The sequence below is a fragment of the Streptomyces sp. NPDC045846 genome (assembly GCF_056431605.1).
This window is the reverse complement of record NZ_JBWKKJ010000007.1, coordinates 327,980-353,073: the sequence shown is the minus strand read 5'-3', so window position 1 is coordinate 353,073 and position 25,094 is coordinate 327,980. Positions and strand designations below refer to the sequence as shown.

Genomic DNA, 25,094 nt, shown 5'->3' with positions numbered 1-25,094 from the left:
CCGTCGCCCGCGAGCCCCAGGAGGCAGCCGATATGAACGACCGGTCCCGCGGGCGGCTGCGCTGGCGGGGGCTGCTGGCCGCCGCACAGCGGGAGTACGACGCCCCGGCCCCGCACTACGACAAGGTGGTCGAGCTCCTGGACCGCGTGGTGGGGAGCGCCGCCGTGCCCGGCGCGGCCCTGCGCAGCGCGAAGGCGCTCCAGGCCCTCGCGCTCACCCAGCTCGCCTACTCGGCCGACTACGGCCCGCTGCGCACGGTCTATCTGACGGCGGCGCGCGAACTGTCCACCGGGGCCCTCAGCGCACCCCGGGCGTCCGGCGCACCGAACGGCCCGCGAGCACACCGGTCCGCGTGCCGTCCTCGATGACGAACTTCCCGTCGATCAGGACGTGCGGAATGCCGACGGGCAGCGTGCGCGGCGACTCGAAGGTGGAGCCCGCCGCGACCGTGTCCGGGTCGAAGAGCACGAGGTCCGCGCGGTAGCCCTCGCTGACCAGGCCCCGGTCGGGCAGCCGCAGCCGGGCGGCCGGACGGGAGGTGAGGTGGGCGACGGTCTCCTCGAGGGAGAGGATGCCCAACTCCCGCGCGTAGTGCCCGAGATAGCGCGGGAACGTGCCGTAGGCGCGGGGGTGGGGCTTGTCGCCCTGGAGGATGCCGTCGCTGCCGCCGGTGTGCACGCGGTGCCGCATGATCGCCTGGACGTTCTCCTCGTGGCCGACGTGCTGGAGGATGGTGGAGCCGAGCCCGTCCTCGACGAGCAGCCGCCGGGCGGTGACCCAGGGCTCCTCGCCGCGCCGCGCGGCGGTCTCGGCGACGGTCCTGCCCACGTGGTCCGCGAGCGCCGGGTGGCTCACCCCGGAGATCTCGATGGTGGCCCAGTCGATGGGCACCCCGTGGCAGCCGTCCGCGCCGACGACCTCCATGTGGTGCCGGATGCGCTCGGCGGTGGTGTCGTCCCTGAGCCGGGCGAGGATCGCCTCGGGCCCGCCCTCACTGGCCCAACTCGGCAGCATCGCGACGAGCGTCGTACAGCCCGGGGTGTACGGATACGTGTCGAGCGAGATGTCGGACCCGGCGGCCAGGGCCTCGTCGAGCAGGGCCAGCAGCTCGGGCGCGCGGCCCTTGTTCACGCCGAAGTTCATGGTGGCGTGGGCGAGGTGCAGCGCGCAGCCGGCGTCGCGGGTGAGCCGCACCATCTCCCCGTACGCCTCCAGGGCGCCGGCGCCGTAGGAGCGGTGGTGGGGGCAGTAGTAGCCGTCGTAGCGCGCCACGACCCGGCAGAGCTCGGCGAGTTCGGAGTCGGGGGCGTACATGCCGGGCGTGTACGTCAGCCCGGACGACATCCCGACCGCGCCCTGCTCCATCCCCTCCGCCACCAACTGCCGCATGCGGTCCAGCTCCTGGGGTGTGGCGGCGCGGTCGTCCCACCCCATGGCGTACATCCGCACGGTGCCCTGCGGGATCAGGTAGGCGGCGTTGACGGCGATGCCGCGGTCCAGGCGGTCCAGGTACTCGCCGACGTCGCGCCAGTCGAAGTCGATGTCGCCGCCGTCGCCGTTCCACCCGGTGATGGCGCGGCGGACCTCGCCGAGCGTGCGGTCGTCGACAGGCGCGTACGAGAGCCCGTCCTGGCCGAGCACCTCCAGGGTGACGCCCTGGGCGGCCTTCGCGCTGTGGTCGGGGTCGCGGAGCAGGGCGAGGTCGGAGTGGGCGTGCATGTCGATGAAGCCGGGGGCGAGGGCGAGGCCGTGGGCGTCGAGCGTGCGGGTTCCGGTGAGCGGGGGCTCGCCCCGGCGCCGGATGTTCTCGATCCGGCCGTCGGTGAGGCCGAGGTCCGCGGGGTAGGAGGGGGCGCCGCTTCCGTCGATGACGCGGGCGTCCCGGATGACCAGGTCCATGCTGCCTCTCCTTGTCAGTGCTGGTGTTTCCCCCGCCCCGCCCCTTCCCGCAACCCTCCGGGGGAGCCCCGTCAGCCGCGGACCGTGCGTGGCCGCTCGCGCAGTTCCCCGCGCCCCTGCCTGCGTTCGACGTGCGGACCGTGCTCGCTTCTCGCGCAGTTCCCCGCGCCCCTGGCGGTACGGGTGCGGGCCGGTGCTGGCATCTTCAGCCCGTCCGGCGATTGAGGACGAGCGCCGTTCAGGCGCGAACGGGGTCTGGGGCGGAGCCCCAGGGGCTGCGGTCAGAAGTACGTGCGGAGGTAATCCGTGACCTCCCCACCCTCCGCGACCAGCGGAACGAGCTCCCACTTGTCGAACACCGTGCACGGATGCGAAAGCCCCATCCCCACCCAGTCCCCGACGGACAGCTCCACCCCCGGCTCCGTGCGGAGCCACCCGTGCTGGTCGGAGAGCCCCGTCACCGAGATGCCGGAGGCGTCCCGTACCGCACCGGTCCGCGCGTCCCGTACGACCTGCGCCTCGGGCAGATCGAGGTCGTACGCGGCGTCCCGCTTCCCCGCGTTGACGAAGGCCCGCTCCGGCGAGGGACGGGAGACGACCTGGGCCCACAGGCGGAAGGCGGGCCGAAGGGAGCCCTCCGACGGCACCCGGTTGAAGGGGGTCAGCCTGCGGTAGTGCCCGGAGTCGTGCGAGACGTACGCCCCGGAACGGAGCAACTTCAGGACGGGGAGGGAGAGTTCGGGAACACCGGCGAACACGTCCGCGACCGCGTCGAACCATCCGGAGCCCCCCGCGCTGAGCACGATCTCCTCGACGCCGGACGTCGCGAACCGCCCCGCCCGGTCGAAGTCCACCGCGAGCGAGACGAGCCGTCCGAGGTAGGCCCGCACCCGCTCCGGGTCGGGCCGCGGCACCTCGCCCTCGTACCCCGCGACGCCGACGAGCCGCAGCGTGTCCGTGGCCGCGACCGCGTCGGCGACCTCGGCGCACTCGGCCTCCGTACGCACCCCCGTGCGCGCGTCCTCGCCCGCCGCGAGCTCGACCACCACGTCCACGGGCCGGGTGCGGCCGCGCAGGGCCTCGTCCATGAGCTCGACCCCGCGCACGGAGTCGACGTAGCAGATGAAGCGGAACGCCTCGTCCCGCTCCAGCTCCCCGGCGATCCAGCGCAGCGCGGCCGCGTCGACGAGCTCGTTCGCGAGGAAGATCCGCTCGATGCCGAACGCCCGTGCCACGCGCACCTGGTGGGGCACGGCCAGGGTGATCCCCCAGGCGCCGTGCGCGAGCTGCCGGGCGAAGAGCTGCGGCGCCATCGAGGTCTTGCCGTGCGGCGCGAAGGCCAGGCCGTGGCGGTCGGCGTACGTCTCCAGAAGGGCGAGGTTGTGCTCCAGTGCCTCGGCGGACAGCGTCAGGACCGGCGTGGTGAAGCCGCCGGTGAACAGGGAGCGGCGCTCGGCGGCGAGCTCGGCCACGGTGAGGCCGTCCGCGTCCGGCGGCAGCCCCTTGAAGCGGTGGTCGACGCGTTCGGCGCCGAGCGCCGCAAGCCTGTCTTCGCGATCGGTGGCTGCCACGGAAACCTCGCCCTCCTCGGAAGGGTGTTGCATTCTCTGCAACACCCATTGCGCATATCGCTTGATGCTGTCTAACATCCGGGCCAACGCCGGGTCAATGACCAGCCTGTCCGCCCAGCACCGAGGAGCCAGCAGTGACCACCGGATCCCCAGCCGCCGCGGACCTCGACACCCCTGTCGACGTCGTCTGCCTCGGCGAGTCCATGGTCACCTTCCTGCCCGCCCGCCCGGGCCGCCTCGCCGACGTGCCCGCCTTCGCGCGGACGATCGGCGGCGCCGAGTCCAACGTGGCCTGCGCGCTGGCCGCCGCCGGGCACACCGCGAAGTGGGTCAGCCGGGTCGGCGCGGACGGGTTCGGCGACCACCTCGTCGAGGCCATCGGGTCGTACGGGGTCGATGTGCGCGCCGTGCGCCGCGACCCCGACCGGCCCACCGGCATCTACTTCCGCACCGCCGACGACCGGGCCGCCGACGGCCACGAGGTGCTCTACTACCGCGCCGGCTCGGCCGCCTCCGCGATGTCGCCGACGACCGTGCCCCACCGGGACCTGTGGGCCGGGCGCGTCCTGCACCTGTCCGGCATCACCGCCGCGCTCTCCGGGGACTGCCTCGCCCTCATGCGCGAGCTCCTGACCCGCCGCCCCGGCCGCCCCCTGGTCTCCTTCGACGTCAACTACCGCCCGGGGCTGTGGCGCGACGCGGCGGGCCCGCGCGTGCTGCTCGACCTGGCCCGCGGCGCGGACCTCGTCTTCGTGGGCGAGGACGAGGCGGAGTCGGCGTGGGGGCTGCGCGGCGCCGAGGCCATCCGCCAGGCGCTGCCGGAGCCCGAGGTCCTGGTCGTGAAGCTCGGCAGGGGCGGGGCCGTCGTCCTGGAGCGGGCGGACACGGTGGGCATCCTCGTGCGCCCGCCGGTCGTCGACGTCGTCGCCCCCGTGGGCGCGGGCGACGCCTTCGCCGCCGGGTTCCTCAGCGCCACCCTGCGCGGCCTGCCCGTACGCGACCGGATCCGGCACGGTCACCTCATGGCGGCCGCCGTGCTCACCGTGCCGGGCGACCTCACCCAGCCCCCGGCGCGCGCACACGCCGACCGGCTCGTGGCCCTGGACGAGACCGCCTGGGGGAGACTTCGTCTCGGCCCCGGGTGGACGGGGGAGGACCAGGAGGTACGTACGAGATGAGCCAGACCGTCGACCGGGCGCTGAGCATCCTGCCGCTGCTCGCGCAGGGCCCCGCCGACCTCGGGCAGGTCGCCGACCGGCTCGGGGTGCACAAGTCCACCGCGCTGCGGCTCCTGCGCACCCTGCACGAGCACGGGCTCGTCTACCGCCAGGAGGACCAGCGCTACCGGCTCGGCGCCCGCCTCTTCGCGCTCGCCCAGGAGGCCGTCGAGAACCTGGACGTGCGCGAGATCGCCCACCCCCACCTCGTCGCCCTCAACGAGCGGATCGGCCACACCGTGCACCTCGCCGTGTACGAGGAGGGCGAGGTCCTCTACATCGACAAGGTCGAGAGCCGCTACCCGGTGCGGATGTACTCCCGCATCGGCAAGCCCGTCGCCATCACGGTGGCCGCCGTGGCCAAGCTGCTCCTCGCCGACCTCCCGGAGGCCGAGCGCCGCGCCGTCGCGGAGAAGCTCGACTACCCCACCTACACGTCCCGTTCGACGCCCAACGCCGCCGCCTTCCTCAAGGAGCTGGCGACGGTGCGCGAACAGGGCTGGGCCACCGACCTCGGTGGTCACGAGGAGTCCATCAACTGCATCGGGGCCCCCATCCACGGTGCGGACGGCAAGGTCGTCGCCGCGATGTCGGTGTCCGCGCCGAACGTCGTCGTCACCGCCGAGGAACTCCTCACCCTGCTTCCCCAGGTGCGCCGCACCGCGGAAGCCGTCAGCCGCGAGTACTCCGGCACCGCGCCCAACACCCCATCCGCACAAGGAAGTTCCGATGACCGATAAGACCGCCATCACCCCCGCCACGCACACCGCCCCGCCCGCCAGGTTCTCGCACGGCGTGCGCAAGGGGAACATCCTCCAGGTCGCCGGCCAGGTCGGCTTCCTGCCCGCGGTCGAGGGCCAGGCGCCCACCCCGGCGGGCCCCACCCTGCGCGAACAGACCCTCCAGACCTTCGCCAACGTCAAGGCGATCCTGGAGGAGGGCGGCGCGAGCTGGGACGACGTGATGATGATGCGCGTCTACCTCACGGACGTGGACCACTTCGCGGAGATGAACGAGATCTACAACGCGTACTTCGACGAGCAGGGCCTCAAGGCCCCCGCCGCCGCCCGCACCACCGTGTACGTGGGCCTGCCCGCGGGGCTGCTCATCGAGATCGACGCCCTCGCGGTCCTGGACGCGTAGTTCCTTGCTCGCCTTAGTCCCACCGCTCGACCCGCCGCACGGTGCGGCGCCCCGGACCGCCGGGGCGCCGTGCCGCGGTCCCCCCTGCCCTGGAACCCCCCTGCTGTACAACGGAGTTGGCACATGTTGTTCCAAGCTGTCGCGGCCGCCGCCCCGCCCCCGCCCGTCCACACGGGCGGCATCCTCCCCCTCGTCGGCGGCACCGCCGGTCTGCTGACCGTCGCGGTCCTGGGCATCGCCCTGCTGCTCTTCCTGATCATCAAGGTCAGACTCCAGCCGTTCGTGGCCCTGCTCGCGGTCTCCATAGCCGTCGGCCTCGGCGCGGGCCTGTCGGTGACCGAGCTCTTCGGCACGGTCCAGAAGTCGGCCGCCGTCTCGGTCGTCGAGTCCGGCATGGGCGGCATCCTCGGGCACGTCGCGATCATCATCGGGCTCGGCACGATGCTCGGCGCGATCCTCGAAGTCAGCGGCGGCGCCGAGGTGTTGAGCAGCCGCCTGCTCCGCCTCTTCGGCGAGCGGCGGGCACCCCTGGCCATGGGTCTGACCGGCCTGATCTTCGGCATCCCGGTCTTCTTCGACGTCGGCATCTTCGTCCTCGCGCCGATCGTGTACGCGGCCGCCAAGAGGTCCGGCAAGTCGATCCTGCTGTACTGCATGCCGCTGCTCGCGGGCCTTTCCATGACCCACGCCTTCCTGCCGCCGCACCCCGGCCCGGTGGCCGCGGCCGGCCTCTTCCACGTCTCGCTCGGCTGGGTCATCCTGATGGGCGCCCTCGTCGGCGTCCCGTCCGTCCTCGCCGCCTGGGGCTACGCCGCCTGGATCGGCAAGCGCCTCTTCGTCGCCGTCCCGCAGGACATGCTGGAGGCCGCCGAGGAGGCCAAGGCCGCGGTGGCCGCCGAGCAGCGCGCCGCCGGGGTCACCCCGAGCGAGGAGCCCGCCCCGCTGGGCGCGGTCCTGGCCATCATCGGCACGCCGCTGATCCTGATCCTGGCCGCCACGTTCTCCTCGATCGCCCTCGACCCTTCGACCCTCCGCTCGGTCCTGGAGTTCTTCGGCAACCCGTTCGTGGCCCTGACCCTCGCGCTGCTCCTCGCGTACTACCTGCTCGGCATCCGGCGCGGCTGGTCCCGCAAGTCCCTGGAGACGGTGTCGACCTCGTCCCTCAAGCCGGTCGGCAACATCCTGCTCGTGGTCGGCGCGGGCGGCGTCTTCGGCGCGGTCCTGAAGGCCTCGGGCATCGCGGACGCCCTGGCCACCGCCTTCCACAACGTGGGCCTCCCGGTCGTCCTCCTGGCCTGGCTGATCTCGGTCGTCCTGCGCGTGGCCCAGGGCTCGGCGACGGTCGCGATCGTCACCACCGCCGGCATCGTGGTCCCCCTGGTGGAAGGCGCGGGCTACTCCCAGGCCCACCTGGCCCTGATCATCATGGCGATCTCGGCGGGCTCGATCTTCGCCTCCCACGTGAACGACGGCGGCTTCTGGATGGTGGCCAAGTACTTCGGCATCTCCGAACGCGACACCCTGAAGTCCTGGACGGTCCTGGAGTCCGTCCTGTCGGTGGCGGGCTTCGCGGTGGCGGGGGTGCTCAGACTGGTGATCTAGCGGACTCAGGGGGTGGCCGGCGGGGGTTGCCTTCCGCAGGTTGCTCCGGCCACACCCGGACAACTCCTTTTGTCCACTTGCCCGTTGACCAAGAAACCCTCAACAATGCGCATGACAAAACAGCACTCCTTCATCATCCGAGCACCCTCAAAAAGGGAACCCCCACATGAAGAAGTCCTTCGTCGGCGCACTCGGCGCCGTCAGTGCCCTGCTGCTCGCGGCCGCGGGCGCGGTGCCCGCCGTCGCCGCTCCGGTCTCCGACAGCAAGGCGGCCCCCGTCAAGGCGGTCAACTTCGCCGGGACGGTGGCGCTGAGCAACTGTTCGGGCTCCGTGATCCGTACGCCCAGCTCGCAGCCGAGCGACCCCGCGCTCGTGCTGTCCAACGGGCACTGCCTCGAAACCGGTTTCCCCGCCGCCGGTGAGGTCATCACCGACCAGCCCTCCTCGCGCTCCTTCTCGCTGCTCAACGCGTCCGGCTCCAAGGTCGCCACGCTGCGCGCCAGCAAGGTCTCGTACGCCACGATGACCGACACGGACATCTCGATCTACCAGCTCACCACGACGTACGCCAAGATCCAGAGCCAGTACGGGATCAGCGCGCTCACCCTCAACGACACGCATCCGACGCAGGGTTCGGCCATCAAGGTCGTCTCCGGGTACTGGAAGCGGACCTACAGCTGCAACGTGGACGGCTTCGTCTACCGGCTGAAGGAGGGCGACTGGACCTGGAAGGACTCGGTCCGCTACACCCCGTCCTGCAACACCATCGGCGGCACGTCCGGCTCGCCGGTCATCGACACGGCCACCGGCAAGGTCGTCGCGGTCAACAACACCGGCAACGAGGACGGCGAGAGCTGCACGGAGAACAACCCGTGCGAGGTCGACGAGAACGGCAACGTCACCGTCCGCCAGGGCATCAACTACGCCGAGGAGACGTACATCATCGTCCCCTGCATCGGCGCGGGCAACAAGATCGACCTGAATCGCGCGGGCTGCACCCTGCCCAAGCCGTGACCCGCTAGGCACGCGAGCGGCGCCTCCCGGGGGAGCGGGCGGCGCCGCTTGTGTGTGCGGGGTGCGGTTACGGCAGGGCGTGGACGTGCGGGCCCACCGCGCTCGACCAGGCGTTGCCCGACTTGGCGTCCCAGTTGGTGGACCAGGTCATCGCGCCGCGCAGCGTCGGGTACGTCCTGGACGGCTTGAAGGAACCGCAGTTCGTGCCCTGGGTCAGGCAGTCCAGGGCCGCGTTGACCACCGACGGCGAGACGTAGCCGCTGCCCGCGCCGGACGTCGACGCCGGCAGGCCGAGGCCGACCTGCGACGGGTCGAGACCGCCCTGGAGCTGGATGCAGGCCAGCGCGGTGAGGAAGTCGACCGTGCCCTGGGAGTACACGTTGCCGTCGCAGCCGTTCATCGAACCGCTGTTGTAGTACTGCATGTTGACGACGGTCAGGATGTCCTTGATGTTGAGCGCCGTCTTGAAGTACTCGTTCGACGGGGACTGCATGTCGATGGTCTGCGGGGCCATCGTGATGACGAGCTTGCTGCCCGCCTTGGCGGAGAGCGACTTCAGCGCCTGCGTCATGTAGGTGGAGTTGAGCCCGTTCTCCAGGTCGATGTCGACGCCGTCGAAGCCGTACGTCTGCATCAGCGAGTAGACCGAGTTGGCGAAGTTGTTCGCCGACGTCGCGTCGCTCACTGAGATCGTGCCGTTCTGGCCGCCGATCGAGATGATCACCGACTTGCCCGCCGCGTGCTTGGCGGCGATGTCCGCCTTGAACTGGTCGACGGTGTAACCGCCGAGCCCGTTGGTGTCGAGCGTGAAGCTCACCGCGCCCGGCGTGGTCGTGGCGTCCGCGAAGGCGACCGCGATGATGTCGTAGTTCGCCGGTACGTCGCTGATCCGCTGGACCGTCGCGCCGTTGTTGAAGTTCTGCCAGTAGCCGGTCACCGCGTGCTTGGGCACGCTCCCGCCGCCCGGGTTGCCGCCGGAGGCCGAGGTGGTGGCGGTCACGGCCGCCGACTTCGGGGACTCGCCCGCGCTGTTGGTCGCGGTCACCTGGAACTGGTACGAGGTCGACGCGTTCAGCCCGGTCACGGTCGCCGAACTGCCCGTCACCGACTGCACCTTGGTGCCGCCCTGGTAGACGTTGTACCCGGTCGCGTTGGACACCGCGCCCCACGACAGGTTCACCGAGGACGAGCCGACCGAGCCGACCGCGAGACCGCCGGGCGCCGCCGGGATCGTCGGCGCGGGGTCGCCGCCCCCGCCGCCGTCGGGCCCGTACACGGAGATGTCGTCGGCGTAGTACGCGGGCTGGCCGTACCAGCCGTGCGTGTAGATCTGCACCGAGGTCGTCGAGGCCCCGGTGGTGAAGGTCGTGGACAGCTGGCCGTAGCCGCTGCCGGTGCCCGGTGTCCAGGTGGAGACGTCGGTGGTGCCGGTGCCGCTCGCGCCGAGGTAGACGTAACTGCCCTGCACCCAGGCGCTGAGCGTGTACGTGGAGTTGGGCCGCACGGCGACGGTCTGCGCGCACTGCCCGGTGTCGGAGCCCGACGGAGTGGCCTTGAGGGCGGCGGTCCCGCTGTGCACGGGCGAGGAGACGGTGGTGCCGCTGCCCGCCGTACAGCTCCAGCCGCCGAGGCCCGACTCGAACCCGGCGTTCTTGACGTTGTTGACGTCGGCCGCCTGTGCGGTGCCGGAGAGCCCGGCCATCGACAGGGCACCGGCCGCGACCACGGCCAGGCCCAGCCTTGCATGTCTCGCGCGGTTCACTTGCTGCCTCCGGGAGGGGAGTGGGGAGGAAGGGGGAGTGGGGTGGGGCGCCTTGGTGGCACAACATGGTCCAGACCAATTGGGTTGTCAAGACCTGTGGCACGGACCCGGAAGTCCGGGTGGGCGCCGCGCGGCCCCGAGCGCGAAGGATCAATTCCGGCCGCCCCGGTGGCCGACTTCGAACGCACCTTCCGTCCCATGCGCACCAAAACCGGCCGCGGAAGCACACAGGAAAGGAGAAGACGGTTCTCCACCCGGTAGGTCGTGGATAAAGTGCTGAGGCAGGTGGGAATTGCAGGGATCAGTTGCGGTCGTGGGGGCTCGCACAGGCTCGCGCGTCCGCACGGAACGGGGGCCCCATGGCGGCGACCGCGATCAGTGAACGGGGGCCCGCGACGTGCCGACCGCGATAGCCGTCACCAGCCCTGACCTGGTGCTGCCGCCGACCGACCCGCAGACGCCGCTCGCGGCGCTGCTCCAGTCGCCCGACGCCCAGCCCCTCGACTCGGCCCTCGCCGACATGCACCGCCTCCTGGAACAGCACGGTTACGTCATCGCCTGCTATCCGGCATCCCTTTCCCCGGCCCACGAACACCGGCTGCATACCGTTCGGTCGCTCCTGGAAACCGATCGGATCACCCTGATCAAATCCGAACTTCCACCCCTCGGACTCGCCCTTCTGGTAAGGCAGTTGAGGCAACTCTCGGTCTGTGACTTCAGCCCCGGAGTGATCGCGTCGGCCGCCCGGCTGCTCTCGCACTACATCCACGCGGGAGCCGTCCTCAACTCCGTCACCCGCCTGGAGCGCATCCCGGTCGGCCTCACCGCGCACGCCAAGTCCTGGATGCCCGGCAGCCAGTTCGCCGTCGTGGCCCACCCGAGGCCCCAACTCGTCAAGGTCGGCCCCGCCGCCACCCTCACCGGGCCCGACTTCGCCTGCCACCTCCTGCTGGCGAGGGGCACCGCCCACGCCGACTGGGTCACCACCACTCTCGCCCCCGCCTGGCAGGTCAAGGCCGTGCAGGAAACCGCGCTGCCCGCCGACTCGGCCGCCTGGTGGGGCACCGGCAAGCTCACCGAGTTCGCCGCCTACCTGCCCGACATCTCCGTCCTCTACCAGCTCGTCGCCTCCGTTCGGCGCGAACAGTGCCGCTGGTGCGCCATGGAGCTCATCGGCGACCGCTGCGGATTCTGCGCCTCGCCCCAGCCGCCCGAGGAGGAGCACGAGGCCCCCCACGGCGCCGCCGCCCTCGGACCCGTCCCCGCCTCCGCCTACCGCGCCCGGCCCCTCACCCGGGCCGAACGCCGCCGCGCCATCGCCCCGGGCCCCTGATCCACCGCGCCTCAGCAGCCCGCCACTTGCCCGCTCTGCCCCACGTCAGCGAACGAGGTCGTACGGTCAATGAACTCCCGCCAGCGCCGCGGCATCATCCTTCTCCTCCTCTCGGTCCTGTGCGCCCTCGGCGCCTTCGCCGGGGTGCTCACGGTGATCAGCGACGTGAACTCCAAGGTCGGGCCCGAGGTGACGGCGTACAAGCTCAAGGACGACATCGACGCCTACGCGACCCTGAAGGCCGACCAGTTCGCGAAGACGAGCATGCCCAAACGGTGGCTCTCCCAGGGCGCGGTCACCGACCTCTCCGACGTGGTCGGCAAGATGGCCGCGACCCACCTCACCAAGGGCTCGCTGCTCCAGGACGGCATGTTCACCGACCGGCCCCAACTCAAGCCGGGCGAACAGGAGATCGCCATCATGATCGACGCGTCGACCGGGGTGGCCGGAAAGATCAACGGCAACGACACCGTCAACATCTTCGCCACCTTCGCCGCCACCAAGCAGGGCGACACACCCGAGTCCAAACTCATCGTCGCGGGCGCCCGGGTCATCGCCGTCGGCTCGCTCCAGGCCCTGAACCCGAGCGCGTCCGACAAGAACCAGGCCACCCAGGCCGTCCCGATCACCTTCGCCCTCAGCACCCTGGACGCCCAACGGGTCGCGTACGCCGAGTCGTTCGCCACCCATGTCCGCCTCGCGCTCGTCGGCCGCGGCAACGGCGACAGCACGATCCCGCCCGGTGACCGTACGTACCGGCTCGAAAAGGACCAGTGAGGTGCGGATGACCACCCGAATCCTTCCGGCCGTCGCCGACGCCGACGCCGCCCGCTCCGTCACCACCCTGCTCAGCCAGCTCCCCGACGCCGAACCCGCCGTCCCCGTCGGCGACTCCACCCAGCTCCTCGACACCCTCGCCAGACTGGCGGGGGAGTCGCTGGACGAACTCCCCGAGGTCGTCCTCGTCCACGAACGGATCGGCCCCGCCCCCGCCCTGGAGCTCATCCGCGAGGTCGCCCTGCGCTTCCCCGCCGTCGGCGTCGTCCTGATCTCCTCCGACGCCGGGCCCGCCGTCTTCTCCGCCGCCATGGACTCCGGCGCCCGCGGCCTGGTCGCGCTGCCCCTGTCCTACGAGGAGCTGGCGGTACGCGTCCAGGCGGCGGCCCAGTGGTCCGCGGGCGTACGCCGTCACCTGGGCGCGAGCCTCGACGTCTTCACCGGGCCCGGCGGCACCGTCACCACCGTCACCGGCGCCAAGGGCGGCGTCGGCACCACCCTCGTCGCCGTCCAACTCGCCCTGGCCGCACGGGCGTCCGGCCGCACCACGGTGCTGCTCGACATGGACCTCCAGGCGGGCGACGTCGCCTCCTACCTCGATGTGCAGTTCCGCCGCTCGATCGCCGACCTCGCCTCGATCACCGACATCTCACCCCGCGTCCTCGCCGACGCCGTCTTCAACCACGAGAGCGGCCTCGCCCTGCTGCTCGCACCCGGCGAGGGCGAACGCGGCGAGGAGGTCACCGACCGGGCCGCCCGCCAGATCATCGGCGCCCTGCGCACCCGCTACGAGGCCGTCGTCGTGGACTGCGGCACCCAGATGACCGCCGCCAACGCCGCCGCCGTCGAGATGGCCGACGTCGCACTCCTGGTCACCACCCCGGACGTCGTGTCGGTACGCGGCGCCAAGCGCACCGTACGGATGTGGGACCGGCTCCAGATCCGCAAGGCCGAGGAGACCACCACCCTGGTCAACCGGCACACCCGCAACACCGAGATCCAGCCCCCGCTCGTCCAGAAGATCACCGGCACCCGGGTCGCCCAGACCTCGGTCCCCGCCCACTTCAAGGAGCTCCAGGCGGCCGTCGACGCGGGCCGCCTCCACGACCTCGACAGCAAGAGCACCGTCAGACAGGCCGTGTGGGCGCTGGCTGGCGAACTCGGCCTGCTCAAAGCCCCCGAGGGCCGGGCGAAGGCGCGGGCCGCCCGGGGCTCCGGCCTGGTCCTCAGGCGCAGGGGCGGCTGATGCGGATTCCCCAGAGCGAGCGGGACCGTGGACAGACCGTGATCGAGTTCATCGGCGTGGTCCCGCTGATCCTGCTGCTCCTGGTCGCGCTGTGGCAGTGCGCCCTGGTCGGCTACTGCTTCGTCCTCGCGGGCAACGCGGCGGACGAGGGGGCACGGGCGGGGGCGGCGGCGGAGGGGGACGCGGTGGGCGCGTGCCGGACGGCGGCGCTGCGCGAGGTCCCGTCGTCCTTCGAAGCCGATCCGGCCTGCCCCGGCGATGGCGGCGGCATGTACCGGGTCACCGTCACCCTCAAGGTCCCCATCCTGATCCCGGGCGTCCTCAACGGCTTCCCCGTCTCCGGCACCGCAGCCCACGTGAAGGAGCGCTGAGCCGTGCGCATGCCTCCGCACCGAGAGCGCGACCGGGGCCAAGTCGCCCTGGAGTACATCGGGTTCGTCGCCATCCTGCTGCTCGTCGGGCTCGCGGCCATCCAGCTCGGGGTCGCCGCGTACGCCGCGAACCAGGCGGGCACGGGGGCGCGGGCGGCGGCCCGGGCGGCGAGTCTGGACGAGCCGAGACCCGGCGAGGCGAGGCTGGACCCTGTGGCCGCCGGCACGGCGGCGGTCAGCGGCTGGCTCAAGCCGGACGTCTCGCCTGCCGGGGGTGGGGGGGACGGGGTGACGTACACGGTGACCATCAAGATCCCCAGCGTCATCCCCGGCCTCGGCGACGGCTTCTTCGGCACCGCCACCCGCACCTCCACCATGCCGAAACTGCGGCACCGGAACTGACCCGAGACGACTGGAGACGAGACATGAGTCTGCGGGCCCGCATCGCCGCCCCCGAGGAGACCGGCCCCGGCCGGGAGGACGGCCACCTGGTCGCCTCCTACCGGGCCAAGCTCCTGGAGGAGATCGACCTCGCGGAGATGTCCTCGCTGGCCGCCTCCGAGCGCCGGGCCCGCCTGGAGCGGGTGCTCGGGCACATCATCAGCCGCGAGGGGCCGGTGCTCTCCACGGCCGAGCGGGCCCAGCTGATCCGCCGGGTGGTCGACGAGGCGCTCGGTCTCGGCATCCTCGAACCGCTCCTCGAAGACGCCTCCATCACCGAGATCATGGTCAACGGCCCCGACCAGATCTTCGTCGAGCGCGGCGGCCGGGTGGAGCAGCTGCCGCTCCGGTTCGCCTCGCACGAGCAGCTGATGCAGACCATCGAGCGGATCGTGTCGACCGTCAACCGGCGCGTGGACGAGTCGAACCCGATGGTGGACGCCCGGCTGCCGTCCGGCGAGCGGGTCAACGTGATCATCCCGCCGCTCTCGCTGACCGGCGCGACGCTCACCATCCGCCGCTTCCCGAGGTCGTTCACGCTCCAGGAGATGATCACGTTCGGCTCGCTCGACGAGCACATGCTGCTGCTGCTCGCCGGGCTCGTGCAGGCCCGGTTCAACATCATCGTGTCGGGGGCCACCGGCACCGGCAAGACCACGCTCCTCAACGCCCTCTCGGGGCTCATCCCGCCGTACGAGCGCATCATCACCATCGAGGACTCCGCCGAACTCCAGCTCCAGCAGGCCCACGTCATCCGCCTGGAGTCGCGGCCGCCCAACGTGGAGGGCAAGGGCCACGTCTCCATCCGCGACCTCGTCCGCAACTCGCTGCGCATGCGCCCCGACCGGATCGTCGTCGGCGAGGTCCGTGGCGGCGAGTCCCTCGACATGCTCCAGGCGATGTCCACCGGCCACGACGGATCGCTCGCCACCGTGCACGCCAACAGCGCCGAGGACGCCCTGATGCGGCTCCAGACGCTGGCGTCGATGTCCGAGGTGGAGGTCCCCTTCGAGGCGCTGCACGACCAGATCAACTCGGCCGTCGACGTCATCGTCCAGCTCACCCGCCACGCCGACGGCGCCCGCAAGATCACCGAGATCGCGATCCTCGAATCGCACGGCCGCGACCCGTACCGCATCACCACCGTCTGCCGTTTCGACGCCCAGCCGATGGCCGCCGACGGCCGCATCCACGGCCGCTTCCACTACTTCCCGCTGCCCCGCCGCGTGGCCGACCGCCTCTACCTCGCCAACCAGCCCGTCCCGCAGGCGTACGGAGTCGCCGCGCACGCCGAACAGCTCACCGTCCGCCACGCCAACTGAGTCCGCCGGGCCCCCGGGCCCGCCCACGACAACCGACAGGGAACGCGCAGATGAACCTCTCCTTCCTCACGCTCGGCGTCACCCTGCTCGCCGGGGTGCTGGCGGTCCTGGGGCTGCGCTCCTACGGTGCGGGCCGCGCCCAGCGCGAAGCCCTCATCGACCGGCTCAGCAACCCGGGCGCCCCGGCCGCGACGGGCCGGCACCGCCCGTTCCAGGGCGTGGACCGCAGGCTGCGCGGCACGACACTGGGCCGCCGCATCGAACTGAAGCTGGCCGCCACCGGCCTCGACCTCACCCCCGGCGAGTTCTTCGTGTACATGCTGGCCGGGGTGGCCGCCCTGTGGCTGATCGCCGCGTCCGTGCTGGCCGCGTTCTTCGGGCCCATCGCGGGACTCGCCGGGCTGTGGGGCGCCAACTCGTTCCTGAACTGGCAGCGCCAGAAACGCATCGAGCGGTTCATCAACCAGCTCCCCGAGATGTCCCGCATCCTCGCCAACGCCACGCAGGCCGGACTCGCGCTGCGCACGGCGATCGCGATGGCGGCCGAGGAGATGGAGGCACCGGCGGGCGAGGAGCTGGCCCGGGTCACCGACCGGCTCGCGATGGGGGAGTCCCTCGACGACGCGCTCGGCGAGCTCGCGGACCGGCTCCCCTCGCGCGAACTGGTCGTCCTGGTGACGACGTTGGTGCTGTCCAACCGCGCGGGCGGCACCGTGGTCAGCTCGCTGCGCAACCTCACCACGACCCTGGAGGAGCGCAAGGAGACCCGGCGCGAGGTGCGCACCACGCTGGCCCAGGTGACGGTCACCGCGTACGCCGTCCCCGGCTTCGGGATGGCCGCGCTGCTCATGCTGAACGCGGTGATGCCCGGCGCGCTCGACCGCATGACGGGAGCCCTGCTCGGCCAGGCGGCCGTCCTCGTGTCGATCGCCCTGTACGCCCTCGGGTTCTTCGTGGTCCGCCGCCTGTCCCGCATCGACGTATGACCCGGCAGCACGGGTACGGGCATCGGCGTACGAGCCCGCACAGCCGACCGGAGAGAGGGGAGTGAGCCGGACCATGGGACTGCTCTTCGCGGCCCTGATGGGCCTGAGCGTGTACGGGATGTTCCTCGGCATCCGCATGTACCGGGCCGAGGTGAAGCTCCCGAGCGACCTCGCGGTGGCCCTGGAGGTCGGGGCGACCCGCACCACGGCCGTCGGCTCGGCCGTCGACCGGCTCGGCATGCGCTGGGCGCCCGCCGTGCTGCGGATGATGGGCCCCGAGCGGGTCAACCGGAAGCGCCGCAGGATCGACCTCGCGGGAAACCCGGGCGGCCTCACCATCGACCGGTACGCGGCCCGCCGCGCGGTGTACGGGATCCTCGGCGCTCTGGCCGCGTTCGTCATGCTGCTCGGCGGCCACTGGATCATCGCCCTGCTGATGGTGGCCTTCGCCCTGTTCTGGGTGGAGGTCGGCATCTGGTCGGCCGTCCGGATCCGCCGCGACCACATCGAACGCACCCTGCCCGACTTCCTGGACGTACTCGCCGTGGTCGTCAGCGCGGGGCTCGGCTTCCGCCAGGCCCTGGACCGGGTGGCCGACAAGTACGAGGGGCCCTGGGCCGACGAGCTGCGCATCACCCTGCGCCAGATGGACATGGGCGTCAGTCGCCGCCAGGCCTTCGAGGAACTGCGCAGGCGCAACGACTCCGAGCAGGTCGCGATGTTCGTGACCGCGCTCCAGCAGGGCGAGGAGCTGGGCGCGCCGATCGTCGACACCCTGATCGCGATCGCCGCCGACATGCGCCGCACCGACGCGCAGAACGCCCGCCGCAAGGCGGCCCGAGCGGTCCCCAAGGCCACCTTCGCGGTGACGACCTTCCTGCTGCCGGGCACGCTGATCCTGCTCAGCGTGGGCTTCGTGTACGGCGCGAACCTGGACTTCGGCGGCTTCCTGGGAGGCCCCAAGTGACACTCCAATTAGCTTTTGGAACAGGGGCGTTGAGGATGTCGAGCCGGAAGGCGACCGGGACCCTGCCGCCCCCCACCCTCACCCTCCAGATCAACGCGCTCCAGGCGATGTGCCGCCAGGTGTTCGGATTCCGCCTGGCGATGATCGCGACAGGCGCTCCCTTCGCGCTCGCGGGCGCGGCCAAGGGCGCCCCCGGCCTGCTGATAGGGGCGGCGGTCCTGGTCACCTTCATGGGCTCGTACGTCCTGTTCCGCGACTGGGAGCGCTTCGGCCCGCAGCTTCTGCGCCACCCCTGGCTGCTGGCCGTGGACGCCGTGTTCGGCGCGCTCCTGCTGGTCACCGCGACCCCGGAGTCCCCGCTCGGCTACGTCACCATCTGCACCCCGCTGCTCGCGGGCCTGGTGTACGGCTGGCGCGGCGCGGGCGTCTTCGCGGGCCTCCAGGTCACGATCCTGACGGTGGTGTACGCGACGGGCCCCCGCCACCAACTGTCCGACGCATCCGCCCTGCTGCTCCCCGGCTTCTGCGTGATCGCGGGCGCGGTGGGGGTGACGATCCGCAACCTCCTGTTCCGCTTCGGCGCGGCGAGCCAGGCCCTCACGGAGACCCGGGCGCGGCTGGCCGTGCACGACGCCGTGGAGGAGGAGCGGGCGCGGCTCGCACGGGACATGCACGACTCGGTGGCCAAGACCCTGCACGGCCTGGCCCTGGCGGCCGACGGCCTGGCCGCGTCGGCCGACCGCATGGACCCGCTCACGGTGCGCCAGCGGGCCGAGCTGGTGGCCCGCTCCGCCCGCAGGGCCGCAGCCGAGTCCCGGGCCCTGCTGGCGGACCTGAGGCGGGCCCCCGGAACGGTGGATCTGATCCAGGAACTGGCGGCGGCAGTGCGGGACTTCACCGACCGAACCGGGATGCGGGTGGGGTGGACCGACCTAGGGGGCGGCCCGGTACCTGCCGTCCCGGCGGCGGTGGCCCGGCATCTGGTCACGATCGCGAGTGAGGCGATGGACAACGCGCACCGGCACGCCGAGGCGACCGGCATCGAGGTGTCGGCGGGCGTCGAGGGCACGATGTTCCGCCTCGGCATCCGCGACGACGGCCGGGGCCTGCCGCCCGGCACGACCCTGGACGACCTGAAGCGCACCGGCCACTTCGGCCTGGTGGGCATGGTGGAGCGGGCCGCCGCGATCGGGGCCCGCATCAGAGTGGGCCGCGGGGCGGCGCCGAGCGGCACGGAGGTCCGCGTGGAACTCCCCCTGGGCGCGGGCCCGTTGCCCGCTCCTTCGACCCCATGGACTCCTTGAGAGGGGGTGTCATGCCGGACGACATCGCGTACGGCCCGGGCCAGCAGCGGGCGCGGCGGGACCGGGCCCCGGGCCACGTCCCGCAGCACACCTCGGCGTGCCCGTCCGCGCTGGGCCCGGAGCGCACGGGCGGGGTGCCCGGCCCGGCCCGGCCGCTGCGGATCGTGATCGCGGACGACAACCCGGTCGTACGGGCGGGCCTCGCCGCGCTGCTGCACGGGCGCCACGACATCGAGGTCGCCGCGGAGGCCGTCGACGGCCGCGAGGCGTACGAGGCGGCGGTGCGCCACCGCCCGGACGTGATCCTGCTGGACGTCCGCATGCCGGGCGTCGACGGCATCGCGGCGCTGCCCCACCTGGTGGGGCTCGCCCCCGTCATGATGCTGACGTACAGCAGGGAGAGCGAGGTCGTGCGGGAGGCGCTGCGGCTGGGCGCCGGGGGCTATCTGGTCCACGGCGAGTTCACGGCCGACGAACTGATCGCGGCGGTACGGGCGACGAGGGAGGGCCGCCCCGTCTTCACCGCCACGGCGGCGAACGCCCTCCTCGCCCATCTGCGCGAGCGGCCGGACCCGCGACCTGCGACTTCTGTCCCATCTCTTTCGCAACTGCAATCGGTTGTGGCACAGTCTTCAACTGCACAGCGAGCAGTGTCCATGCGCAACAGGGAAGATTTCAGGCTGAGTTCGCGGGAGGCCGAGGTGATGGAGTTGATCGCGGCGGGCATGAGCAATCAGCAAATCGCGGCCACGTGCTTCATCAGCGAGAAGACGGTCAAGAACCACATCAACCGCATCTTCGCCAAGCTGCGGAGCACGACCCGCAGCGAGGCGATCGCCCGCTGGCTGGGGGTGAGCCATGCGTAACCCCCGCCTCTGGGCCCGGATTTGGGCCCCTGGGCCCTCGGCGACCCCCGAACCCCCGGCCTACGTTCCGGGTGACGTACGCGATGCCGCAACCGGAGGAGAGCCGCGACATGCCGCAGGACACGCTGCTGAGGACCGCCGTCGCTGCGCAGATGCGGGTGAGCGGCTGGAGGGACACGGCGATCACCCGAATCCGGCACCGGTACGCCGCGGGGGGCCGCGACCGGGGGCAGACCTCGTTCGAGTACCTGGGGATCATTCTGGTGGTGGTGGCGATCATCGCGGGGATCATGGCCACGGGGATCGGCAACAAGATCACCGATCGCATCAAGGACCAGATCGACAAGGTCAAGGCCGGCGGCTGAGTACAACCCTCCGCGAGGACCGAGGGCAGGCCTTCCCCATCTATGTCGTGATGGTGGCGGGCCTGCTCTTTCTCGCGTTCGCCTTCTTCGCGGTCGGTCAGGCATCCGCGACGCGCAACGGAGCCCAGGGTGCGGCCGACTCGGCGGCTCTCGCGGCTGCGCAACGCGCCCGGGAGGAGCTGGCCCCGAAATTCCTGGCGGCGCTCAAGACCCCCGGCGGACTGGGCGACATCTTCAATGACGAGACCGCCATCGCCCGTGCACATGCTGAGGCGGTGAACTACGCCGCGAAGAACCACTCCGATCTGCTGGAGTCGCGGTGGAACCCTCACCCCGGTCGCGCCGGGCAGTTCAAGTTCACCGTGGGTGTCGAGACGCGCTACACAGTGGGAAAGTCGGTCATCCCGGGTACCGAGCAGGACCACGCCACAGCCGACGCCACGGCCGTGATCGAGCTTCGATGTGATGTCCCGCCCATTGGTGGTTCCGTCGGCCCGACGCCATCAGAGCCCGTAACCATCACCTGCGATGGCAAGGACATGCCCGTCGATCCCCTGCCTGACCTGGAAAAGATCTTCACCGTGAAATTGGTCGACTGACTGCGAGCGATGAGCAGAGGAATGGACCTATGACTGTTCGGCATGCGTTGAAGGCCCGGAGGGGGGCCTTGGCGGCAGCGATGGCGGTCGCCGTGGCGCTCACCGTGGCCGGATGCGGAGACAGCGGTAAGGACAACAAGACGACCGCCGGCAGCTCCGGGCAGTCGAAGTCGGCCTCGTCCGGGACGGCTCAGCAGCCGGACGGGTCATCCTCCAAGAATCCCGCCGTCAAACTGGCGGAGGCCACCGGGCAGGGGGGAGTCGTCCTCACGGTCAACAGCGTGGCCCGTGACGCGGGTGGATTCATCACCGTCTCGGGGCAGTTCAGGAATTCGGGCAGCGAGAACTTCAATCACACGAGCGCCTGGGCCGGGAGCGAACGGGACGTCCTCGCCAGCGGCGACTCCGTTGCGGGGGCGACCCTCGTGGACAAGGTGGGCAAGAAGCGCTACTACGTGCTGCGCGACACGGGGGGCAAATGCCTGTGCACCATGGGGATTTCCAGCGTGGACGCGGGCCAGACCGTCCCCTTCTTCGCCCAGTTCCCCGCCCCACCCAACGGCACCAAGGACGTCGACTTCCAGCTGCCGACCTTCCCCACCATGACCGTCCCCGTCTCCGGGTGATCACGCCATGACCAGAACGATGACCAGAACCGTGACCAGGACCAGGCACGCGGCCGTGGTGGTCGCCGCCGCGCTCGTGCTGACCGCCGGCGCCACCGCCGCGTACGCCGACGAGACGCCGAGCAGTCCGCCGCTGCCCGGCACCGAGGCGACGAGCGACCCCTCGATGAAGGTCGACGCGACCTCGCCGAACCTGAAGCTCCCCGAGGGCGGCACGCTCGCGGCGCCGAAGGTGCTGGACATCAAGTCGATCGTCGAGGACCAGGGCGGCGAGGAGCGGCGGTCTGACACCAATACGAGCGTGACGTTCGCGTTGCAGGCCGAGGTGCTGTTCGCGATGGACAGCGCGGCCCTGTCGCCGGACGCGAACGACCGCATCCAGGGCATCGCCGCGGAGGTCAAGAAGCAGAAGGCGACCAGCGTGCGGGTGTTCGGCTTCACGGACAACCTGGGCACGCACGAGCACGGCGTGGTCCTGTCGAAGGAGCGCGCCGACGCCGTGCAGAAGGCGCTCTCCCTCTCGCTGGGCCCCGACGTCACCTTCGAGATCCGGGGTTACGCCGAGGACTACCCGATCTCCGACAACTCGACGGAGGACGGCCGCAAGAAGAACCGGCGGGTGGAGGTCAGCTTCACCCGGAGCAGCGGCTAGGTCCAGCCTCTTCAAAGAGTGCCCCAAAGGTCCCTCCGCCCGCCCTGCGTGTCCATAGAGTCGCCCGCGCACAGAGTCACCAGGCACCACCCGGGAACGTCGCAGGCGCATCAGCCATGGACCATGGGGGGTCTACATGCGTGTACGTGCACAACTGCGGTGCAGAGCAGGGCTGTTGGGGTTCACCTCGGCGGCGTTGTTGCTGCTGGTCGCCGGAACGGGGCAGGCGGCGGGGCAGCCCGTCGTGCTGGTGTCGCCCGGGGATCCGTACGCCGCCTGCGACATCGCGGCGGACGGCCCCGGGGTCAACTCCCCCTCGGCCGAGGTGGAACCGTACGTCTCGGCGAATCCGCGCGATCCGGGCAACGTCATCGGGGTCTACCAGCAGGACCGCTGGTCCAACGGCGGGGCGCGCGGGCTCTCCGCGAGCTACTCACGGGACGGGCGCCACTTCACCCAGATTCCGCTGCCCTACACCCACTGCGCGCCCGGCGGTCTCGACTACCAGCGGGCGTCCGACGCCTGGGTCAGCTTCGGGCCCGACGGGACCGCCTACTCCAGTGGGCTCGTCTTCGACTCCACCACGCCGCGCAACGGCGTCGCCGCCTCGACCTCGTACGACGGCGGCCGGACGTGGCGGAACACCACTGAGCTGATCAAGGACACGGACGCGGCGTTCACCGACGACAAGAACTCCGTGACCGCGGACCCGCTGCACCCGGGCACCGCCTACCAGGTGTGGGACCGGATCCAGCAGGTCACCAGCGGGCCGGGGGCGGTCTACGACGGCCCGGCGTATCTCTCCGTCACGCGGGACGGGGGCCGCACCTGGTCGAAGGCGCGTCCGTTCGTCGACACCAGCGTGGTGCCGCACTCGCAGACCATCGGCAACGTGATCGTGCCCGACCCGCGCACCGGCACGCTGTACGACTTCTTCGAGTGGCAGACGTACAGCGACGTCACCGCGAGCACCCCGACGGATCTGCACTTCGCCGTCGTCCGCTCCGACGACCAGGCGCGGACCTGGTCCAAGCCCGAGACGGTGGCGGTGGACACCTCCGTCCCCGAGGTCGACCCCAACGCGCCCGGGGACGCGAGCAAGGCGCTGCGCGCCGGGTCCGGGCTGCCGAACGCCGCCATCGACCCGCGGACCGGCGAGCTGTACGTGGCGTACGAGGGGAGCGAGTTCACCGGAGGGGCGTACGACGCCATCCAGCTCGTGCACTCCACGGACGGCGGGCGCACTTGGTCCGGGCCCACCCGCGTCAACCAGGCGCCCGGCGCTCCCGCCTTCAGCCCCTCCATCGCCGTGGACACCCACGGCACCGTGTCGCTGACGTACTACGACCTGCGCTACCTCACCCCGGGCAACACCACCACGCTGCCCACGGCGGCCTGGCTCCTCTCTTTCCCGCGCGGGGGCGAGGAGTACCCGAGCGAGCGGCGGATCAGCGGCGTCTTCGACTGGCTCCAGGCGCCCTACGCCGGCTGGGGGCACTTCCTGGGCGACTACGAGGGTCTGACCGTCGACGGGGGCGGCGTCCGGCCGATCCTCGTCGAGGCCAACGACAACCAGCCGCTGAACCAGACCGACGCCTACAGCGGGCTGTTCGCGCCCGGCGCCCCGGCCGCGGCGCGCCTTCCCGCGGCGGCGCCGCACGCGGTGACCGCGCAGCACGGACTCGCTCGCCCGACCCGGCGCTGAGGGGCTCAACTCCCGTACGGGCCGGACGGGTTGACCGTCCGGCCCGTACGTCGTTGCGCGGCGCCGTTCCGGGGTACTCCGGAACGGTGACGGCAGGACGGGGTGCCTGCGGGCGAAAGCGGCGTGACCGGCCGGTGCCGGGCGGCGGTCCGCCGGATTCGGCCGCTCCGCGCCCAGGCAACGCACAGGAGTGGTTGTTACGGTGCTGGGTATGAAGCCAAGGCTGGTACGGAGCCGTGCGGCGACGGCTGGGGTGTGTCTGATCGCCCTCGCGGCCGCGGCGGCGTGCGGGCCCAGTGGTGCGGGCGGCAAGGGCGAGGACGGGTCGGTGCGCGACACCGCGGCCGCGAGCGACGTCCCCAAGGCGAAGGCGGCCGGGGCGCTCACCAGTGAACAGCTCAGCGCGGCGGCCCTCGCGACCGGCGACGTCAAGAACTTCGCGGCCGAGCCGCTGGAGGGCGCCGCGCCGACCGGCAGTTCCAGGACGGTCAAGGCGGAGTGCATGCCGTTCGTGTCCGTCATCAACGGCACGCCCGAGCCCGCGCCCTCCGCGACCGTCTACCGCCGGCTCGTCGATTCGACCGAGGACGGGCAGTCGGACCAGACCGTCGTCACCGAGGTGCTGGGATCGCATCCCTCCGGGGCCCCCGACGTGCTCGCCCGGCTGCGCACCGCCATCGGCGCCTGCGCGGACGGGTTCCAGACCAAGGGCGGCGACCTGGAGCCGTCGGTCTTCACCGAGGTCAAGGAGCTGCCCGCGCCGAAGGCGGGCGACGAGGCGGTGGCGTACGAGCTGATGGGCGTCGCGCAGGGCGCCCCCGTGCCGATGGTCTTCCAGGTGGTGCGCAGCGGGACGACCGTGGTCACCTATTGCGCCGTCGACGTCACCGGGGACGACACGCCCCGGATCCCGGCCGAGCTCGCCGTTGCGCAGGCGGCCAAGCTCAAGTCCTGAGATCCTGCCCCGCCGCGATGACCACCCGCGCGCCCGGCCGCAGCCCCCACCCGGCCATCGCGCCCGCCTCCGCCTCCAGGACGTACCGGGCGCGCGGCCGGATCGCGCCGAGGCGGCCCGGGCGCATCGTGCGGACCGCGAGCACGCGCAGCCGGCGGTCCAGATGGGCCACGTCGATCGCGAACCGCATCCGGAACGTGTGCACGCTGCTCGCCGGGGTCAGCAGCAGTGCGCCCTCGATCCCGTCGCGGCCGAGCAGGCCCCGCGTGCGGGCCCGGTAGGACGCCGCGATCTCCAGCGGAATGGCCGCCCCGGCGCCGTCGAGCACGCTCAACTCGCCCGTTCCGTCCCTCCATCGGCCCATGGACAA

At 71.6% G+C, this 25,094-nt stretch carries 26 protein-coding genes; 22 read left to right on the top strand and 4 right to left on the bottom strand.

The window, feature by feature from the left end; translation table 11 throughout:
- The first annotated feature begins 32 nt into the window (after positions 1 to 32).
- The gene (locus AC07F3_RS21855; RefSeq protein ID WP_479116131.1) at positions 33 to 368 is read left to right on the top strand and encodes an alkyl sulfatase dimerization domain-containing protein; all 336 of its coding nucleotides are present in this window, start codon (positions 33 to 35) and stop codon (positions 366 to 368) included.
- Here AC07F3_RS21855 and AC07F3_RS21850 read toward each other — a convergent pair.
- Together AC07F3_RS21850 and AC07F3_RS21845 are read right to left on the bottom strand one after the other, a co-directional pair.
- Entirely contained in the window at positions 298 to 1,899 is a 1,602-nt protein-coding gene (locus AC07F3_RS21850; RefSeq protein ID WP_479116130.1) for an N-acyl-D-amino-acid deacylase family protein, read from the bottom strand. The genes AC07F3_RS21855 and AC07F3_RS21850 overlap by 71 nt on opposite strands.
- A 281-nt stretch (positions 1,900 to 2,180) precedes the next feature.
- A complete protein-coding gene (locus tag AC07F3_RS21845; protein WP_479116129.1) occupies positions 2,181 to 3,470 on the bottom strand; it encodes an amino acid deaminase in 1,290 nt (429 codons plus the stop codon).
- A gap of 134 nt (positions 3,471 to 3,604) precedes the next feature.
- Here AC07F3_RS21845 and AC07F3_RS21840 point away from each other — a divergent pair, with 134 nt between their 5' ends.
- The 5 genes from AC07F3_RS21840 (at position 3,605) to AC07F3_RS21820 (ending at position 8,447) form a co-directional block, all read left to right on the top strand.
- Positions 3,605 to 4,648 (top strand): sugar kinase, encoded by a 1,044-nt coding sequence (locus AC07F3_RS21840; protein ID WP_479116128.1) that lies wholly within the window; start codon positions 3,605 to 3,607, stop codon positions 4,646 to 4,648.
- On the top strand, positions 4,645 to 5,427 hold the full coding sequence (locus tag AC07F3_RS21835) for an IclR family transcriptional regulator (protein WP_479116127.1): 783 nt from the start codon (positions 4,645 to 4,647) through the stop codon (positions 5,425 to 5,427). Before AC07F3_RS21840 ends, AC07F3_RS21835 begins: the two co-directional genes overlap by 4 nt.
- Complete coding sequence (locus AC07F3_RS21830) at positions 5,417 to 5,830, top strand: RidA family protein (protein WP_479116126.1); 414 nt, start codon at positions 5,417 to 5,419, stop codon at positions 5,828 to 5,830. Before AC07F3_RS21835 ends, AC07F3_RS21830 begins: the two co-directional genes overlap by 11 nt.
- 123 nt (positions 5,831 to 5,953) lie before the next feature.
- Complete coding sequence (locus AC07F3_RS21825) at positions 5,954 to 7,432, top strand: GntP family permease (RefSeq protein WP_479116125.1); 1,479 nt, start codon at positions 5,954 to 5,956, stop codon at positions 7,430 to 7,432.
- 166 nt (positions 7,433 to 7,598) lie between these two features.
- A complete protein-coding gene (locus tag AC07F3_RS21820) occupies positions 7,599 to 8,447 on the top strand; it encodes a S1 family peptidase (protein ID WP_479116124.1) in 849 nt (282 codons plus the stop codon).
- 67 nt (positions 8,448 to 8,514) lie between these two features.
- On the opposite strand, the gene AC07F3_RS21815 is transcribed toward AC07F3_RS21820, so the two are convergent.
- Positions 8,515 to 10,149 carry a chitinase gene (locus AC07F3_RS21815; RefSeq protein ID WP_479116276.1) on the bottom strand — a complete coding sequence of 545 codons (1,635 nt, stop codon included), beginning with the start codon at positions 10,147 to 10,149 and terminating at the stop codon, positions 8,515 to 8,517.
- A gap of 457 nt (positions 10,150 to 10,606) precedes the next feature.
- On the opposite strand from AC07F3_RS21815, the gene AC07F3_RS21810 reads away from it, so the two are divergent.
- The 16 genes from AC07F3_RS21810 (at position 10,607) to AC07F3_RS21735 (ending at position 24,724) form a co-directional block, all read left to right on the top strand.
- Positions 10,607 to 11,542 (top strand): hypothetical protein, encoded by a 936-nt coding sequence (locus AC07F3_RS21810; protein WP_479116123.1) that lies wholly within the window; start codon positions 10,607 to 10,609, stop codon positions 11,540 to 11,542.
- Between the two features lie 69 nt (positions 11,543 to 11,611).
- Positions 11,612 to 12,319: a Flp pilus assembly protein CpaB gene (gene cpaB / locus AC07F3_RS21805; RefSeq protein WP_479116122.1), complete on the top strand. Its 708-nt coding sequence runs from the start codon at positions 11,612 to 11,614 to the stop codon at positions 12,317 to 12,319.
- 7 nt (positions 12,320 to 12,326) lie between these two features.
- Positions 12,327 to 13,565, top strand: coding sequence for a CpaE/TadZ family protein (locus tag AC07F3_RS21800; protein ID WP_479116121.1), 1,239 nt, complete (start codon positions 12,327 to 12,329; stop codon positions 13,563 to 13,565).
- Entirely contained in the window at positions 13,565 to 13,936 is a 372-nt protein-coding gene (locus AC07F3_RS21795) for a TadE/TadG family type IV pilus assembly protein (RefSeq protein ID WP_479116120.1), read from the top strand. The genes AC07F3_RS21800 and AC07F3_RS21795 overlap by 1 nt, the downstream gene beginning before the upstream one ends.
- Before the next feature lie 9 nt (positions 13,937 to 13,945).
- The gene (locus AC07F3_RS21790) at positions 13,946 to 14,338 is read left to right on the top strand and encodes a hypothetical protein (RefSeq protein ID WP_479116275.1); all 393 of its coding nucleotides are present in this window, start codon (positions 13,946 to 13,948) and stop codon (positions 14,336 to 14,338) included.
- Between the two features lie 23 nt (positions 14,339 to 14,361).
- Complete coding sequence (locus AC07F3_RS21785) at positions 14,362 to 15,699, top strand: CpaF family protein (protein WP_479116119.1); 1,338 nt, start codon at positions 14,362 to 14,364, stop codon at positions 15,697 to 15,699.
- Positions 15,700 to 15,749: 50 nt separating this feature from the next.
- Positions 15,750 to 16,685 carry a type II secretion system F family protein gene (locus AC07F3_RS21780; protein ID WP_479116118.1) on the top strand — a complete coding sequence of 312 codons (936 nt, stop codon included), beginning with the start codon at positions 15,750 to 15,752 and terminating at the stop codon, positions 16,683 to 16,685.
- A gap of 73 nt (positions 16,686 to 16,758) precedes the next feature.
- Positions 16,759 to 17,652: a DUF5936 domain-containing protein gene (locus AC07F3_RS21775; protein ID WP_479116117.1), complete on the top strand. Its 894-nt coding sequence runs from the start codon at positions 16,759 to 16,761 to the stop codon at positions 17,650 to 17,652.
- A gap of 35 nt (positions 17,653 to 17,687) precedes the next feature.
- The gene (locus AC07F3_RS21770) at positions 17,688 to 18,956 is read left to right on the top strand and encodes a sensor histidine kinase (protein ID WP_479116116.1); all 1,269 of its coding nucleotides are present in this window, start codon (positions 17,688 to 17,690) and stop codon (positions 18,954 to 18,956) included.
- A gap of 11 nt (positions 18,957 to 18,967) precedes the next feature.
- Positions 18,968 to 19,822: a response regulator gene (locus tag AC07F3_RS21765; RefSeq protein WP_479116115.1), complete on the top strand. Its 855-nt coding sequence runs from the start codon at positions 18,968 to 18,970 to the stop codon at positions 19,820 to 19,822.
- 110 nt (positions 19,823 to 19,932) lie between these two features.
- Positions 19,933 to 20,187 carry a hypothetical protein gene (locus AC07F3_RS21760; protein WP_479116114.1) on the top strand — a complete coding sequence of 85 codons (255 nt, stop codon included), beginning with the start codon at positions 19,933 to 19,935 and terminating at the stop codon, positions 20,185 to 20,187.
- Between the two features lie 50 nt (positions 20,188 to 20,237).
- The gene (locus AC07F3_RS21755; RefSeq protein ID WP_479116274.1) at positions 20,238 to 20,786 is read left to right on the top strand and encodes a pilus assembly protein TadG-related protein; all 549 of its coding nucleotides are present in this window, start codon (positions 20,238 to 20,240) and stop codon (positions 20,784 to 20,786) included.
- A 68-nt stretch (positions 20,787 to 20,854) separates the two neighbouring features.
- The gene (locus tag AC07F3_RS21750; protein ID WP_479116113.1) at positions 20,855 to 21,412 is read left to right on the top strand and encodes a hypothetical protein; all 558 of its coding nucleotides are present in this window, start codon (positions 20,855 to 20,857) and stop codon (positions 21,410 to 21,412) included.
- A 19-nt stretch (positions 21,413 to 21,431) separates the two neighbouring features.
- The gene (locus AC07F3_RS21745) at positions 21,432 to 22,064 is read left to right on the top strand and encodes an OmpA family protein (protein ID WP_479116112.1); all 633 of its coding nucleotides are present in this window, start codon (positions 21,432 to 21,434) and stop codon (positions 22,062 to 22,064) included.
- Positions 22,065 to 22,200: 136 nt separating this feature from the next.
- The gene (locus tag AC07F3_RS21740; protein ID WP_479116111.1) at positions 22,201 to 23,769 is read left to right on the top strand and encodes a sialidase family protein; all 1,569 of its coding nucleotides are present in this window, start codon (positions 22,201 to 22,203) and stop codon (positions 23,767 to 23,769) included.
- A gap of 211 nt (positions 23,770 to 23,980) precedes the next feature.
- Complete coding sequence (locus AC07F3_RS21735) at positions 23,981 to 24,724, top strand: hypothetical protein (protein ID WP_479116110.1); 744 nt, start codon at positions 23,981 to 23,983, stop codon at positions 24,722 to 24,724.
- Here AC07F3_RS21735 and AC07F3_RS21730 read toward each other — a convergent pair.
- Positions 24,714 to 25,088 carry a DUF192 domain-containing protein gene (locus AC07F3_RS21730; RefSeq protein WP_479116109.1) on the bottom strand — a complete coding sequence of 125 codons (375 nt, stop codon included), beginning with the start codon at positions 25,086 to 25,088 and terminating at the stop codon, positions 24,714 to 24,716. The two genes, AC07F3_RS21735 and AC07F3_RS21730, sit on opposite strands and share 11 nt — an antisense overlap.
- Positions 25,089 to 25,094: the final 6 nt, after the last annotated feature.